The organism is Herbiconiux sp. FW305-C-125, assembly GCF_058783455.1.
The window spans coordinates 153,568-168,435 of record NZ_JBYSYO010000010.1; the positions used below are offsets into that span (position 1 = coordinate 153,568).

The window sequence follows — 14,868 nt, forward strand, 5'->3', positions numbered from 1 at the left end:
TCAGCCGAAGATCATCGGGCGGTCGTCGTCGTCATCGGCCGACGGCAGCGGATCGAGGTCGACGACCACCGGCACGTGGTCGGAGGGGGCGTCGCCCTTGCGTTCGTTGCGGTCGATGCGCGCCGCCGACACCAGCTCGGTGAAGGGCTCGGAGCCCATGATGAAGTCGATGCGCATGCCCTCGTTGCGGGGGAAGCGGAGCTGCTTGTAGTCCCAATAGGTGTAACCGGTGGGCACGAGGGGGCGCACGACATCCGTCAGCCCGATCTGCTCGAACACGGAGAAGGCGGCGCGTTCGGGCGGCGAGACGTGGGTGGCGCCGGCGAAGACCCCGATGTCCCACACGTCGGAGTCGAGCGGGGCGATGTTCCAGTCGCCCATCAGCGCGAGCGGCTGCGTGGGGTTGGCGGCGAGCCAGGCCTTCGTCTGCGCCGCGAGTTCCTCGAGCCAGGCCAGCTTGTAGACGTAGTGCGGGTCGTCGACCAGGCGGCCGTTCGGCACGTAGAGGCTCCACAGCCGCACCCCGTCGACGGTCACCCCGAGCGCGCGCGCCTCGAGCGGCAGCGACCCGTCGTCGAGGGGCTTGCCGAAGCCAGGCATGCCGGTGAAGGTGTTGGCGAGGTCGGTCATCGGCAGGCGGCTCGCGAACGCCACGCCGTTCCATTGGTTGAGGCCGTGCAGCACCACCTCGTACCCGGCCTCGTGGAAGGCGTCGAAGGGGAACTGCGACTCCTTGCACTTGATCTCCTGCATGGCGAGCACGTCGACGTCTTCCCGCACCAGCCAGTCGACCACCCGGCCCACACGCGCACGGATCGAGTTCACATTCCAGGTCGCAACACGCATGCCCATACGCTACCGGCACCCTCCGTCATCACCATCACCCGATGCTCCCGTGGGTTCGGCGGCGCCTGACGGTCAGCGTCACCCCGGCCACCAGCGCGGCAAGAGCGGCGATCGCGAGCACGAGCAGAAGCGGGGATGCACCCGTGGCAGCCAGTTGGCTCGACCCGGCACCGGCACTCGCGTCCGGCGTGCCCGTCTCGCCTGGGGTCCCTCCGGGGGACGAGGGTTCAGGGGCGGAGGCATCGACGTCACCGAGGGGAGACGCGCTCCCCGGCGCGGCCCAGACCGTGTCGGGCGAGAGGGTGAGGTTCCACGTGCTCCAATTGACGTCCGCCCAGGGGCCGAGGGTGATCGGGGCTTCCCATCCTTCGGCGCCCAAGGCCGCGTTCCCGGAGCCGGCGATGACGGCCAGTGCCCCTGCCTGTGGTTGGAAGGTCCAGTCCTGCTGCGCGCCGGGAGCATCGGCGGGGTAGGCGCAGGGTTGTCCGGTGAGCGTGTCGGTGGTGTACGAAGCACACAGCCCGGCCGTGCCGTTGGCGATCTCGAAGGAATCGGCGCCGACCGTCGTCGGCAGCAACGCCCATTCCTGGATGCCCGACTCACCGATCGGGATCACCGAGGTGATCGGGTTCCCCGCGCCCGCGGGCGGAGCCACCCACAGGTGTCCGTCGGTCTGGGTGATCGCGTACTCGTCGGCCAGCACGGGCTGGAAACTGACCGAAGGCCCGGACGTCGAGGTGGTGAAGCCGGCTTGCGCGACACCTGACGCGAGGTAGCTGCCTCCGCCTCCGCCGCCCGCACCGGCGTAGTCGCCGGTGGAGCCGCCTCCGCCTCCGCCGCTGCCCCAGCCGCCGCCTCCGCCGCCTCCGCCTCCGCCGCCCCAGTCGTGGAAGGGGTTGCTGCTGGAATTTCCACCCTCGCCGCCGGTGCCGCCGGTGAAGCGTGTGCCGTTCGAGCCGGAGCCGGCGTAGTTGCCGTCGTGCTCGCCCGCCGAGCCGGCGCCGATGAGAGTGCCGCCGGTGCCGCCGCCGGTGTCACCGTCCACCTCATCGAGGGATTGACCCGCGCATCCGTTCACGACGCATCCGTTGCCGCCGTCGCTGCCGCTGTTGTGACCATCCATGCCGCCCGCTCCGCCTCCGCCGCCGGCGATGGTCAGCCACTGCGAGCATCCGGCGTCGGCGCTGATGCCGGAGAATCCGCCGCCGCCTCCCCCGGCTCCGGGAAAACCGCCGCCGGTCGCGATGGCCCAGCCTCCCGATGCGCCGCCGCCGAATCCGCCGCCGCCGGGAGCCCAGTAGGTGTTTCCTTCGCCGTCGTCGCCGTTCTGGTAGCCGTCGCCGCCGTTGCCGCCGACCTGGGCATAGACCGTCGCGCCGGCCGAGAGCGGCAGCACGGCGCTCACTTGCGCACCGGCTCCGCCGGCGTTGTGGTCGCCGCCCGACCAGCCGCCGCCGCCCGTGCCGCCGGTCACCGTGACCCGGACCGCGTTCGCGCCCTCGGGCTGGGTGAAGCCGTTCGCGGTGCACGAGCTCGTCGAGGAGAACGTCGTCCACTGACCGATCGCCCCCGTGGTGCCCAGGGTCGCTGGAGCTGTGACGACATCGACAGCGGGTTCGACCGCGGGGGTGCCCGTCGCGATCGGAAGGTCTGCTTCGGACGGGACGGACGGCCCGGAGGGCACGGTGGCGGGCAGATCGGGTGGGGTGGCCGTCACGGAGCTGACGAGAACGAGCTGTCCGGCGTACCCGGTGCCGGGGGCCGGCGTCATGGCGGTCGGCGCCGCGGAGGAGGGGTTGTTGAAGCTGTAGACGGAGTCCGAGTCTCCGTCGACGAGGACGGGCGGGATGGTGGCGATCGAACCGCCCTCCGGTACCGCGAAGGATTGCGCGCTGAGTGCGGGGATCTGTTCGGCGGCAGCCCAGGCCGCGACCCCGGCATTGGGGTCGAGGCCGGACAGGGTCGTCGACCCCGAGCCGGTGTTCCAGGGCGCCACCCAGCTCTGCCAGTCGGCCGCCGTGGGGACGCGCCACCCCGCCAACCCGAGTGGATCGGTTGCGAGCAGGCTGGAAACCGGGATCACACTCGGCACGATCGTCGTGGAGACCACGGTCGACGGGGTCGCGGCCGCCTCCCACACGTTGTAGACGCAGAGCGAGGCGGGAGTCAGGCAGTACTGGTTCGAGTTGGTGCCGGCGATCTGAACGGGCACGGTGGTCCACAGGTTGTAGACCCCGTTCGAGCCGCTCTTGAAGTCGATGGCCGTGCCGGCAGGGATCGCGGGGAGGTCGCCGGTCGCCGCGTCGGTCCACGCCAGGACGTCGAGCTGCAGCTGCGAGTAGAAATCGGTGATCTTGTCCGAGTGGTCGGGGTCGAGCGCCTCGACGCCCGGCGAGGCGGCGCTCTGCCAGTGGACGGCTTCGGCGTACGCATGGAACAACTGCGCCGACAGTCCCACGTAGTAGTTGAGCAGCGAGCTCATCGTCTGCAGATAGGCGCTGGTCCAGGTCGACTGAGAGGGAGGAGACGAGGCGGAGAGGGTCGCGTTGTCCCACACCGCCTGCCGGTAGATGGCGATGATGCCCGCGCCGCCGTTGGAGCCCATGAGTGCGCCCGACAGGTCGTTGAGGTAGTTCATCCCGCTGTTGCGCAACGTGGTGATGGTGTTGATGTCGGTCGAATCCGGGAGGTAGGGGTTCTGAACGCTGTAGGTCGTGGCCTCTCCGGCGAGTTCGCAGACCGCTTGGACGCTCGACTGGATGTTCGCGATGTTCCCGTTCTCCGACGCGACGAGGGCATCGTAGGTGGATTGCGTCAGTTGCGCCTTGAGCGCGAACTCGGCATCGGTGAGCTGATTCGCGAGCGCGTTCACGGAGGCCTGGATGGAGTTCAGCTCCTGCTGCTGGGCCTGCTGGTTGGCCAGCAGAGTGCTGTCGTCGTCGTTGCCGTCGCTGTTGCCGAGCATCAGGCTGAGCAGCCAGCCCGCTCCGTCGGTGGCTCCATCGGCGACCGCGTTGGATGCGATGGAGACGATGAAGTCGAAGACCCCCGAGTCGGCATCCCCCAGACCTGAGCCGGGACCGGATTCCAGCGTCGACTGGGCGTCGGCCGCGGTGCTCGGGATGATGTCGCACGAGGCGGCGTCCGCCGCCGCCGCGGCCGGTGCGGTGGCGACCTGCGCGATGCCGATGCTCGACCCGAGCAGCGCAGCACCGGCCAGGAGCGCCGCGATGCGTTTCGGCCGCCGCGAGAGCGTGTGCAGAGGGGTGAAGGCGGACATGGATCTCCTCAGACCGATCGGCGGCGGATGATTGAGCGGCGCCGCAGCAGGACGGCGATTCCCGCGAGCAGCGACAGGGATGCCGCGAGTACCGGCACGACGGCGTCAGCGCCTGTGTCGGCCAGAGTCGCGTCGCGTGCCGGGGCCGGCGTGGCGGGACTCGCGATCAGCAGCGACAGGATGCGGGGTGCGAGCTGGTCGATGCCCGCCGCGTTCTGGTTGAACATCGAGGTCACCCCGATCCGCAGACTCGGCGCGAGCAGGGTGTCGGTGCTGCTCCCCGCGGTCCCGCCGTTCTTGTGCGCGTAGGGCACGGTGATGCCTTCTGCTCGGGCCGCGTAGCGCTCCCAGCCGAGCCCCATCGCGAAGTCGGCGGTCGTGCAGGTGTCGCTGGGCGCCGCGGTCGTTGCCGGCGACGGGCTGGGCGTCGGAGTCGGAGTCGGCGTTGGCACCGGGCCTGCCGGAGTGCAGGACAGCGTGATGGGCACGACGGGGGCGACGGTGTCCGCCACCGCTTTCAGCCCGGCGGGTGCGTCTGCCGGAAGGTATCCCAGGCTCGCGGCGACGAAGGCTCCCATGTCGTCGGCGTTCGAGATCAGGCCGCCACCGCCGACGTAAGCGTCGTAGTTGTTCCACCGATGGATGGGGTCCGCGCCGTTGTACGGCGTCGCCGGGGTGGTGTCCGGGAACTCGACCGTGGTCGAGGTCATGCCGAGTTGGTTCAGGAACGTCGTCTCGAGGGAGTCCTGGAACACCCTTCCCGGGCCGGTCTCCCCGGCGGGAACGTCGCCGGGGGTGATGAGCCCTGCCACGATGTCGCCGAGGAGCGCGAAGCCCCAGTTCGAGTAGTTCCAGGCGGTGCCGGGCTTCCAGAGCGGGCAGAGACGCTTGTCGGCGCAGTCTTTCGAGAAGGAGTCCCAGAGCATGGCCGGCGTGTAGCCGGGCTTGGGGTTGGCGCACTCGTCGTGCCCCTTGGGGCAGCCGTCCTGCAGGTTCGGTGCGCCGTCCGTGAGTCCTGCGGTGTGGGTCGCCAGATCGAGCAGGGTGATGGGCGTCTTCTCCTGGGTCACCGGGTCCACCCACTCCGGCACGACCACATCGCTCGGGGCGTACTTCTGAACGGGGTCGTCGAGGGAAACCGTGCCCTGGGCGACGAGGTAGGCGAGCAGGTCGGCCGTGAACACCTTCGTCTCCGAGCCCAGCTCGAATTGTGTGGACGCCTGCACGGGCGCCCCGCTCTCACGATCCGCGACGCCGGCGGCGAAGGTGGTGATGCGGGGATCGGGCCCCTCCGCATCCGGGGTGACGACGGCGATCGAGATCCCGGGTACGGACGGGTTGTCGTCGAGGAACCCCTCCACCATGCCCTGGATCTGGGCCTCCAGCTCCGGGGTCATGGTCACGGGGTGTTCGGATGTGGCAGGGTCGGCCGTCGCGGCCGCGACGGGAGCCGCCAGCAACAAGGCTGCTGTCACGCCTGCGGTGGCGGCAGCCAGCATCCGTCTCCGGCTCCGCTTCGTCATTCCGGTCATCGACGGGCTCCTTCCAAGGTCGTGGAGCGGGTGAGTGCATCGGTGCTGGGGACCGGATCACGACGGCGAGCGACCGCGTGCCAGATCACGAACGCGAGACCGACCACGTTGATGGTGATGTCGCCGATGAGGAGGAGGCCCGTGTTGTTCACCGCGTAGTCGTGGTTGACGACCATCTGGTAGACGTGGCCAGCGGCATCCCCGAGTCCGGAGACGAAGGCGGCGACGACGACACCCACCTTCGCCCGGAATTGGGCCCGGCGGCCGAAGACGAGGAAGGCGATGATCGCGAAGCCCAGGCTGGCCAGGGCGAGTTCGAGCTGGAAGGGCGACTGCGCCCAGCCGATCGTCTTCGCCGCGTAGTCGCCGAAGACCGAGTGCATGACGAAGTTGATCGCGAAGGCGACGCCCAGCGCGTAGAGGATGAATTCGTTGAGGAAGATCCCACTCACCACCGAGGCCGTGCGGTTGCCCTTCCAGCGGAGCACCTTGACCGCCGCCACGATGAGGCCGAGCACGAAGCAGCTGATGAGGTAGTTGCCGATGACGGCGGCGAGCACGGTCGAGATGACGTCGGAGATCATGAGGCGCTTTCGGGAGTGACGATGGAGCCACTGTCTGCGCGCCCCGGCTCGACGATAGGTGCTGGAGCCCGTCGTGTCTGCCGGGCATCCGGGCGTCATCCGATCGGACGACAGCCGCTGTCGTCCGATCCGGCCGAACATCACGCCGGCGTTTGATCGGCGGCCGCACAGCGATGATGATGGTCCTCGAGGGCCGGTGCGCCCGGGCCGGGGGAGAGTGTGAATATCACGGTCGCCGTCGGCGACGACCACCCGGTCGTGCGAGCCGGCCTCGTGCACCTGCTGATGGCATCGCAGGTCGTCGACGTCGTGGCGGAGGTCGATGACGGCGCACAGTTGCTCGAGGCCATCCGCACCACCAAGCCCCAGGTGGCGCTCTCCGATTTCCGCATGCCCGGTCTCGACGGGGCGGCTCTGGCGCTGGCCGTTGCCGACGCGAAGCTGCCGACGCGGGTGATCGTGCTCTCCGCCTATGCCGAACCCGCCATCGTGTTCCGGTGCCTGGAGAACGGCGCTGCCGGATTCCTCTCGAAGGACGCCGACCGCGACACCCTGATCGCTGCCATCCGCACGGTCGCGTCGGGTGCCGACGTGCTCCCACCGGAGTTCGTCGGCGACGTGCTCGATCAGATCCGGCAGCGTCGAAGCACGCCCGTGGCGGTCACGCTCAGCCCGCGGGAGCGGGACATCCTCGTGGCGGCGGCTGCCGGCCGATCGGCGCCGGAGATAGCCCGAGCGATGCATCTGTCCACCTCCACCGTCAAGACCTACCTGCGGAGGCTCTACGAGAAGCTCGGTGTCGGCAGCCGCGGCGCCGCGATCGCCGAGGCGATGCGCCTGGGGCTGCTGCAATGAGGTCGGCCGACCGCCGCCAGAAGGGCAGCTCCCTCCCGCTCGGCGCGCGCGTGCTGGGTTCCGTTCACCGGGTCACCGCGCTTCTGCGGGTGGCGCTCCTCGCCCCGCTGATCGTGCTCGCCGTCTTTCTCTCCGATTCCGGCGACGCCGGCGCTACCGCGTTCTCGGCATTGGTGGCAGTGTTCGGCGCCTGGGGACTGTTCACCGTGGGCTGGTCGGTGTGGCGTCCGGTCCCGTCATGGGCCGGAACGGTCAGCATCGTCATCGATCTGGCCTTCCTCATCGCGATGGCGCTGAGTTCCGCCGGCGCGACGTCGTTCATCACACCGGTCTTCTACCTTTACCCGGTGTTCTCCGTGTTCTACTACCGGCCCGCCCTCACCGCGGTCGTGGGCGGGCTCGTGGCAGGCGGGTACGCGGCGGTCTGGCTGGAGAATCTCGCGGTGCGGGGCGGACCGGCGGAGCCCGGGATCGTCTGGATGCACTTCCTCCTGCTGACCTGGATGGCTCTGACCACGACGGCCCTTTCGCTGGTCCTCGCCCATCGCGCCCGCACCGACACCGCAGCACAGAGCCTGCAGTCACGCTTGGTCGCCCAGGTGCTCGCCGCCGACCACCGCGCAGGCACCCGGCTCGCGAACGACCTGCACGACGGGCCCCTGCAGGACGTGATCGCCGTCCGCCGCCTGCTCGAACAGATCGGCGACACCTCACCCCAGACGGATCTCATCAGCACGGCGGACAGCCTGCTCGAGGAGACGACGGCCCGGCTCCGCGGAACCGTGCAGAGCCTGCACCCGCAGGTGCTCGCCGAACTCGGCCTGGCCGCCGCCGTGGAAGAACTGGCCCGCACGGCGTCGTCGCGCGGCACGGTGCCGGTTTTCGCCGCCGTCGAGCCGGTGTCGTCGATCGGATCGGAGCGGGAAGCCGCCCTGTTCGGTGCGTGTCGGGAATTCGTCGCCAACGCCCAGCGCCATGCCGAAGCGAGCCGGATCGACGTCACACTCGCGCGCCGCGACCACTTCGTCGTCCTCTCCGTCACCGACGACGGCAAGGGCTTCGTCGTCGACCCGTCGACCTCGAGCGATGCGATCCGCGCCGGTCACGTCGGTCTCGCATCGCATCGACTGCGCATCGACGGCCTCGGCGGGAGCGTCACCGTCAACAGCCGCCCCGGTGCCGGCACGGCCGTCAAGGCCGCCCTGCCCCTGACGGATGCGGTTGCTCCCGGCTGAGAACGGGCGCCGCTTCGCGGGCCGCCTAGGCGTTGGCCAGGAGGTGCTGGGTGGGGAGGTAGTCGATCTTCCAGTCGACGTAGACGCCCGCGAGGCCGTCCTGGGTGCAGCGCAAGCCCACCGAGACCCACCGCACCTCCCCCTCGGCGTCGAACGCGAATCCGGTCGCGGACGCGAAGACGTCGTTTCCGCAGGAGCACCGCGCCTGCTCCACCTCGTCGACGTCATCGAAATGCTCGCCGGAGTCCGCGATCTCCGCCTCCGTCTCACACTCCGTGCAGATCCGCACCGCGACGCCCACCTCGTCGTCGAACACGAGCAGGAATCGACGGTTCCCGCATCCGCAGACCGCCTCGATCACGCGATCGACGGGGCGGCCCCCGGCGGCGAACTCCTCGATGCTCGCGCGGAGCTCCTCGAATGCGGGATCGTTGACCTGCGTGGGGGAAGCCATACCCACGATCTTCCCGTACCCGCCCGGCCCGCACGCGCATCCGTCGCGGTCGCTAGGCTGACCGCATGAGCGAAGACCCGACGCTCCGCGGTCGCCTCGAGCAGCACTTCGAGGAGCCGATCGCCCGCGTCACCACGCTCACCCAGAACACGCTCGCCCTGTTCCCCACCCGGGTCTGGCGCCGGTTCCTCGCCGGCAACGGGTTCCTGCTCTCGTCGGGCATGAGCTACCAGGCGCTGTTCGCCGTGTTCGCGGCCGTGTACATCCTCTTCGCCGTGGCCGGCATCTGGCTCACCGGGTCGCCCGAGACGATGACCGCGCTCATCGACCTCATCAACACCTACGTGCCCGGACTCATCGGCACCCCCGGTGACCCTGGCGTGATCTCGGTCGACGACCTCAACACCATCGCGAGCTCCAGCACCTCGGTGCTCACTGTCACGGGCATCACCGCGTTCGTCGTGCTCGTCTGGACCGCCATCGGCTGGATCACCTACTCCCGCATCGCCGTGCGCGCCATGTTCGGCCTGCCCAAGGACCGGCGGTCGTACGTGATGCTCAAAACACGCGACTTCTTCGTGGCGTTGGTACTCGGCGTGGCCCTGTTCGCCGCCGCGGTGCTGAGCGTGGCGAGCACGGCCGCGATCGACTGGCTGCTCTCGCTCTTCGACGGGCCGTTCCGCGAGTGGTCCACGTTCCTCCTCGGTGCGGCGGGACTCGCGGTCACCTACGCGATCGACGCGATCGCGCTCATGGTGCTGTTCCGCTTTCTCGCCGATGCGCTCCTGACGGTGCGACGGATGCTCGGGGGCGCCCTCCTCGGCGGCGCCGCGGTGCTCGTGCTGCAGGTGCTGGGCGGGCAGTTGCTCGGGGGCGCCACGCGTAATCCGCTGCTGTCGACCTTCGTGGTGTTCATCGCGATGCTGCTGTGGTTCCGGCTCACCAGCGTGGTGACGTTGGTGGCGGCATCCTGGATCGCGGTGGCGGCGGAGGACCGGGGCCACGCGCTGTACCGGCCGAGCCCCGAGGAGGTGGCTGCGCTCGAGCGCGACGCGCTGCAGCTCGCGGCGCAGGTGCGCCTGCGCGAGGCGACCGCCGCACTCGCGGCCGCCCCGTGGTGGCGGCGCCCCGCCGCTCGCTGGCGCCGTGACGCCGCCGAGGAGGAGCTGGCGGCGCTCGCCGCCGCAGCCCTCGGCACCCCCGGCGGCGCCCAGCGGCCCGACCCCCTCAGCTAGCGACGCCCTGGGGAGGAGTCGCGAACGCGGGCTTGCCAGCCACGCCGGCAGCCGTCATCATCGTGAGCATGAACGACATCTCGCGCCGCTCGGTCGTGGCGGCGGCCTGGTCGGCGCCCGTTCTCGTGGCTGTCGCGGCGGCTCCCGCGGCGGCGGCCAGCGACCAGACCTCGTCCCTCACGTGGAACGCGCAGAACGGCGACTTCCAGGCGCCGAACTCGCTCATCCTCACGATCCCGGCCGGCTCGGCAGACATCGGTGGCACGGTCGCGATCCAGGTGTACGCCGTGGGCATCCCGTTCGCGCCGACCTTTCAGAGCCTGCCGGCAGGCTGGAGCTACAACGCCATCTCATCCTCGGGCTTTCTGACCTTCTCCGGGCCGCTGGCCGCGGGCAGTTACGTCTTCACCACGAACCCGTGGATCGACTGGACCGACGGCTACGACGTCTACGCGGAGTGGAGAAACAGCAGCGAGACGTTGTCGACGCAGATCAACGTCGGCGCGGCAGGCCGGCCGTTGATGACGTGGGATGCGGCGATCGGGTACTTCGGCGGAACCAACACCCTCACCGTCACGGCCGCGCCCGATTCGTACGCCGTCGGGCAGCTCGCTGCGATCCAGGGCTTCGACTCCGTTCCCACCGCCGTCGCCGCGCCCCCGAGCGGCTGGCTCGAGTTCAGGAACGGGCCCCAGCGCACCTTCCGGAACTTCCAGATGCCCGCCGGCACGTCGTCGATCGCCTTCACCTGGCCTAATGGCTCCGGACTCACGCTCGTGGATGCGACGTTCAGCTCGTCGGCCAACGCGTTCACCATGACGTCGTCGATCCGGCTGATGGCCGGCCCCTAGGAAATCCTGCACCGGGCGTGGCGCCGCCCGGCGGGCGACCCGCTCAGCCGACGATCGCGGTGTTCAGCGGTTCGGTCGGGGATAGCTGAGGTGCCGGAAGAGGGTGAGTTCCCACCCGCGGGGCCGGCGTTCCTCCGCTGCAGGCGGCCCGGCCCCCGGTCGCGCCGGTACCACCAGGCCTGGCCGAGCGCGGACCGCCGGGTTCAGCTCGGCGGATGCTGCCTCCGCGCGCGCCGCGAGCCGGTGGTGCTGCTCGGTGCGGGCGTTGGGCTCACTCCGCATGGCTTTCACCCTTCGCGGCCGTGGCGGTCTCGGCGGCGGCCGTCGTGGCTGTGGCGGTGGTGTCGACGGCGGGCGCGGCACCAGCGGCTCGCGCGGTGCGGGCGCGGCGGGCCATGACCGCCGCCGCGCCGAGGAGCAGCAGGGCCAGGGCCGAGCCGAGCGGCAGTGCGAGTGGCAGGCCGGTCGCCGCCAGGTCGCCCGAGGCGGCCGGGGCGGGAGTGCCCGGGGTGACCGGTGCGCCAGGTCCGCCGGGCGTTCCTGGCTCGCCCGGCGTTCCGGGGCCGCCGGGCTCGCCCGGGCCGCCCGCACCGACGGCGGCGAGCTGCTCCACCGTCAGCGCCGGCACGAGCGCTTCGCGACGCTTCAGCAGCGAACCCCAGTCGAGGTTCTGCTCGTACTGCGCGGTGGCCCAGTACGCCGTGTTCTCGGCGACCGCCATCGACCGCTCCTCCACCGGACCGGGCTCGTCGAGCACGGGGGTCGGGATCGGCTCGTAGAAGAACGGGTCCGTCTCGAACACGGTGCTGCCGACTCCCACCGAGAGGTCGAATCCTGCGCTGTGCGTGTCGATGCGGTTGCTGACGGTGAGCGTGATGGGGTTCGCGTCGTCGCCCGTGTCGGGACGGGCATCCATCGTCATCCAGAAGTCCTGGCTGATCGAGGGAGTGTCGGCACAGCGCGCCGGGCCGGCGTTGTCATAGCTCCCCAGCACCGTGCCCGAGCCGTCGTCGGCCAGCACGTCGAGGTGCGTCACACCGGTCAGGTTCCAGGTCTCGGCCGTGTCGCCCAGGTCGTAGAACTCCTCGGCGAACACCATCGGGCCGCTGCACAGCTTGTACTGCACCCGCGGCTGGAGCGGCATCGTGGTGGCGTTCGTCACCGCCACGTCGACCGATGACGGGTCGGCGGCGTTCGGCGTGAACGTGAGCGATGACGGCGGCAGCACGTCGGCGTCGAACGTGGTCGCGATCTCCTGTGTCATGGCGCCGGAGTCGTCGACCACCCAGAGCGTCGCCACGAGCGATCCCGGCTTCACCGGGAACGGACCCGTGCGGTAGGTGTAGGTGGGCGCATCCACGGGCGCCTCGGCCCGCTCGGTCGTGTCGGTGTAGACGTGACCCTCGGCCGACGCGAGGCGCACCCGCAGCGAACCCTTGCCGACGAACGTCACGTCGAGCGACACCGTCGGGTTGCCCGCGAAGTCGTGGTTCACCCACGGGTCGAGATGCTGCGCGATGATGTCGCTCACCACGAACCCGGCGTCGATCGTGACATCGCCGCTCGCGACCGTGAAGCTGTGGTCGCCCAGGGCGATGTCTCCCGGCAGCACGAGGTAGCGGTGCAGCGACCCGGTGTCGTCGACCGTGCCCGAAAGCACCGGTGCCGAGTCGCCGTCGAGCGTCACGGTGTAGGGGGCACCCGGCGTGAGCCCGCTCGCGTCGAGCCCGGTGCCGCTGCCGGCACGGATCCAGTGCGGATCGACGGATGCGACGGGCTCGTCCGACGCGGGCGGCAGGTCGGGCGATCCCGGCGTGGTGACGGTGACCATCGTGCTGTGCCCGGTGTCGCCGTAGGAGATGCGCCCCAGGTAGCTCCCGCCCGGCGCGAGCCCGGTCCAGGATGCGGTGACCGCCGTGGGCTCACCGGTCACCGTCGAGAGCGTGGCGGGTGACACGGTGAACGCGCCCGTGGCCGTCGCGGGGTCGATCACCGACGAGGTGAGCGTGAAGGCCAGGTCGCCGGTGCCGGCGAAGAAGTCGACCGCCGCGATGTACTGGCCGGGTGCGAGGTGGTCGGCGTCGAGGTCGACGCGCTCGTCGGCCGAGCCGGTGGCCGACTGCCCCACCAGCTGCGTGTTGTCGAAGGGGTCGATCGCATACACGCTGAGGTCGAGGTCGGCCGAGTCGTCGGCGGCGTCGAGGTCGAAGCGGGCGAAGGTGCTGCCCTCCGGCACGTCGATCACGAAGGCCTGCGTCGAGCCGCCCGCCGCGCCGGTGCCGCGGTTCACCTGGCCGCGCGACAGGCCCGTCGACGCTACTGCGTAGCTGGCGGTGTCGCCGCCGAGCACGGTCACGTCGACCGAGCCGTCCGCCCCGGCGCCCGCCGCCTCGGCGGACGCGTCGAGCGAGATCGGCCGCACCGCGAGCGGGCTGCGCACGGAGGCGCCGGTCGCGTCGTCGGTCCAGTCGAGGTAGCCGGTGACGAAGGCGTCGAGGGGCGCATCCGTTCGGGTGAAGGTGACGGTGTAGCTCTGCTCTTCACCCGCGCCGCTGAAGCTCAGCGTCGCTGGGGAGACCGCAACGTCGACCCCGGGGATCGACACCGGCTGCGCCGTGTAGGAGCCGGCCGCAGTCGCCGTCACCGTGCGGGTGACCGTCTGCGTTCCGGGCAGGCCGCCGATGCCGATCGAGGGGAGGTTGAGGTCGGAGGGGTCGAGCGGAGCGCTCCCGAAGCCCGAGTAGCCGAGCGCGTCGGTGTATGCCATCCAGTCCTCGACGTCATTGAGGTAGAGGAGTCCGGGCTCGAAGAAGCGGGTCGGGTCGACGTGACCGGCACCCTGCGCGAAGGGATCTTCGGCCGGGTCGCCCGCGCCGTCGACGGTGTCGTAGGCCGTGGTCATCATCGCCGACTTGATCTCGGCCGGCGCGGCGTTCGGATGCACGCCCAGGTAGAGCGCGGCTAGCCCGGCGATGTGCGGTGAGGCCATCGAGGTTCCCGACATGTACTCCCAGGTCGGGTCTCCGCCCTCGGCGTTCGGCCCGGCGGCGAGGATGGCGACGCCGGGAGCCGCGATGTCGGGCTTCAGCATGTCGCCCCCGTCGGCCAGGATCGGGCCGCGCGACGAGAACCCCGCCACCTGCGGGCTCGGCGCCGACGGGGTGCCGGTGGTGTTGCCGTTCTCGAAGGTGACGGTGGCGCCCGCGGTAGCGGCGTAGGCCGTGACGGCGTCGTAGGCGTCGGCGTTCAGGTGCACGGTGGGCACGGCGTGGGCGTCGAGGTCGAGCGAGCTCGGGGTCGGGTTCACGAGCAGCATGCCGATGCCGCCGGCCCGCGCCACCTCGGCCGATTTGAGGGTGCGGTCGATGACGCCGCGCTCGCAGAACACGATGGCGCCGGCGACGAGAGCGGGGTCGAGGGTGTCGGGTCCGCAGAGCTGCGGGTCGACGGCTCCCGCCGCGGCGGCGGCGGACGCGGAGACGAGCCGGCCGCTGATCGTGCCCTCGGCCGGGAGTGTGATCGACGCACCGACGAAGGCCTCGCCGTCGCCGAGGCGCGCGGTGGCGTCGCGGGTGGGGATGGTGCTCGCTGCGACCGTGGTGATCCAGGGCGAGGCGTTGTCGGCGGTGGAGGCGGCGTCGCCGTCGTTGCCGGCCGAGGCGGCCACGAAGATGCCCGCCGCGGCGGCGTTGAAGAAGGCCTGGTCGGTGAGCGAGACCGTGGTCTGCGCAGCCCCGGAGCCGATGGAGTAGTTGATCACGTCGACCCCGTCGGCCACCGCGGCGTCGACGGCGTGCAGGATGTCGCCGGTCGCGCATCCGTCGTCATCGGTCGAGACCGCGTCCGGGCCCTCCCAGCAGACCTTGTAGGCGGCGATCTTCGCGGCCGGTGCGACGCCCGAGATCTCACCGAGCGCGGCGCCGGCGACGGTCGCCGGCACGTCGTGCCGACCGCCGGCGGTGCTGGCGGTGTGCGAACCGTGGCCCGCGCCGTCGC

11 protein-coding genes are annotated in these 14,868 nt (G+C 70.7%); 4 read left to right on the forward strand and 7 right to left on the reverse strand.

Annotation, left to right across the window (positions count from 1 at the left end; all coding sequences use genetic code 11):
* Genes AC3WLB_RS20035 through AC3WLB_RS20050 form a run of 4 tightly spaced genes read right to left on the reverse strand, consistent with a single transcriptional unit; the run spans window position 1 to window position 6,242 of the window.
* A complete protein-coding gene (locus AC3WLB_RS20035; protein WP_492509009.1) occupies window positions 1–846 on the reverse strand; it encodes an exodeoxyribonuclease III in 846 nt (281 codons plus the stop codon).
* 34 nt (window positions 847–880) lie between these two features.
* Window positions 881–4,126, reverse strand: a complete 3,246-nt coding sequence (locus AC3WLB_RS20040; RefSeq protein WP_492509011.1) for a hypothetical protein — start codon at window positions 4,124–4,126, stop codon at window positions 881–883.
* Window positions 4,127–4,134: 8 nt separating this feature from the next.
* Window positions 4,135–5,658, reverse strand: a complete 1,524-nt coding sequence (locus tag AC3WLB_RS20045; RefSeq protein WP_492509013.1) for a serine hydrolase domain-containing protein — start codon at window positions 5,656–5,658, stop codon at window positions 4,135–4,137.
* A complete protein-coding gene (locus tag AC3WLB_RS20050) occupies window positions 5,655–6,242 on the reverse strand; it encodes a DUF6790 family protein (protein ID WP_492509015.1) in 588 nt (195 codons plus the stop codon). The genes AC3WLB_RS20045 and AC3WLB_RS20050 overlap by 4 nt, the downstream gene beginning before the upstream one ends.
* Before the next feature lie 219 nt (window positions 6,243–6,461).
* Here AC3WLB_RS20050 and AC3WLB_RS20055 point away from each other — a divergent pair, with 219 nt between their 5' ends.
* Window positions 6,462–7,097 (forward strand): response regulator transcription factor, encoded by a 636-nt coding sequence (locus AC3WLB_RS20055; protein ID WP_492509017.1) that lies wholly within the window; start codon window positions 6,462–6,464, stop codon window positions 7,095–7,097.
* Window positions 7,094–8,332 (forward strand): sensor histidine kinase, encoded by a 1,239-nt coding sequence (locus AC3WLB_RS20060; RefSeq protein ID WP_492509019.1) that lies wholly within the window; start codon window positions 7,094–7,096, stop codon window positions 8,330–8,332. Before AC3WLB_RS20055 ends, AC3WLB_RS20060 begins: the two co-directional genes overlap by 4 nt.
* Before the next feature lie 25 nt (window positions 8,333–8,357).
* Here the strand turns inward: AC3WLB_RS20060 and AC3WLB_RS20065 are convergent, their stop codons facing one another.
* Window positions 8,358–8,786 carry a hypothetical protein gene (locus AC3WLB_RS20065; protein WP_492509021.1) on the reverse strand — a complete coding sequence of 143 codons (429 nt, stop codon included), beginning with the start codon at window positions 8,784–8,786 and terminating at the stop codon, window positions 8,358–8,360.
* A gap of 65 nt (window positions 8,787–8,851) precedes the next feature.
* Here AC3WLB_RS20065 and AC3WLB_RS20070 point away from each other — a divergent pair, with 65 nt between their 5' ends.
* Complete coding sequence (locus tag AC3WLB_RS20070) at window positions 8,852–10,021, forward strand: YihY/virulence factor BrkB family protein (RefSeq protein ID WP_492509023.1); 1,170 nt, start codon at window positions 8,852–8,854, stop codon at window positions 10,019–10,021.
* 68 nt (window positions 10,022–10,089) lie between these two features.
* Complete coding sequence (locus AC3WLB_RS20075) at window positions 10,090–10,872, forward strand: hypothetical protein (protein WP_492509025.1); 783 nt, start codon at window positions 10,090–10,092, stop codon at window positions 10,870–10,872.
* A 63-nt stretch (window positions 10,873–10,935) separates the two neighbouring features.
* Here AC3WLB_RS20075 and AC3WLB_RS20080 read toward each other — a convergent pair whose 3' ends face one another.
* Both AC3WLB_RS20080 and AC3WLB_RS20085 read right to left on the reverse strand, forming a co-directional pair.
* A complete protein-coding gene (locus AC3WLB_RS20080) occupies window positions 10,936–11,154 on the reverse strand; it encodes a hypothetical protein (RefSeq protein WP_492509027.1) in 219 nt (72 codons plus the stop codon).
* A partial coding sequence (locus tag AC3WLB_RS20085) for a S8 family serine peptidase (RefSeq protein WP_492509029.1) occupies window positions 11,144–14,868 on the reverse strand: 3,725 nt, incomplete at its 5' end. The genes AC3WLB_RS20085 and AC3WLB_RS20080, both read right to left, overlap by 11 nt.

Excerpts from the sequence above, each read along its gene's own strand:
- AC3WLB_RS20035 (WP_492509009.1), bottom strand. The coding sequence starts at position 846 with ATGCGTGTTGCGACCTGGAATGTGAACTCGATCCGTGCGCGTGTGGGC.
- AC3WLB_RS20040 (WP_492509011.1), bottom strand. The coding sequence starts at position 4,126 with ATGTCCGCCTTCACCCCTCTGCACACGCTCTCGCGGCGGCCGAAACGC.
- AC3WLB_RS20045 (WP_492509013.1), bottom strand. The coding sequence starts at position 5,658 with ATGACCGGAATGACGAAGCGGAGCCGGAGACGGATGCTGGCTGCCGCC.
- AC3WLB_RS20050 (WP_492509015.1), bottom strand. The coding sequence starts at position 6,242 with ATGATCTCCGACGTCATCTCGACCGTGCTCGCCGCCGTCATCGGCAAC.
- AC3WLB_RS20060 (WP_492509019.1), top strand. The coding sequence starts at position 7,094 with ATGAGGTCGGCCGACCGCCGCCAGAAGGGCAGCTCCCTCCCGCTCGGC.
- AC3WLB_RS20065 (WP_492509021.1), bottom strand. The coding sequence starts at position 8,786 with ATGGCTTCCCCCACGCAGGTCAACGATCCCGCATTCGAGGAGCTCCGC.
- AC3WLB_RS20070 (WP_492509023.1), top strand. The coding sequence starts at position 8,852 with ATGAGCGAAGACCCGACGCTCCGCGGTCGCCTCGAGCAGCACTTCGAG.
- AC3WLB_RS20075 (WP_492509025.1), top strand. The coding sequence starts at position 10,090 with ATGAACGACATCTCGCGCCGCTCGGTCGTGGCGGCGGCCTGGTCGGCG.
- AC3WLB_RS20080 (WP_492509027.1), bottom strand. The coding sequence starts at position 11,154 with ATGCGGAGTGAGCCCAACGCCCGCACCGAGCAGCACCACCGGCTCGCG.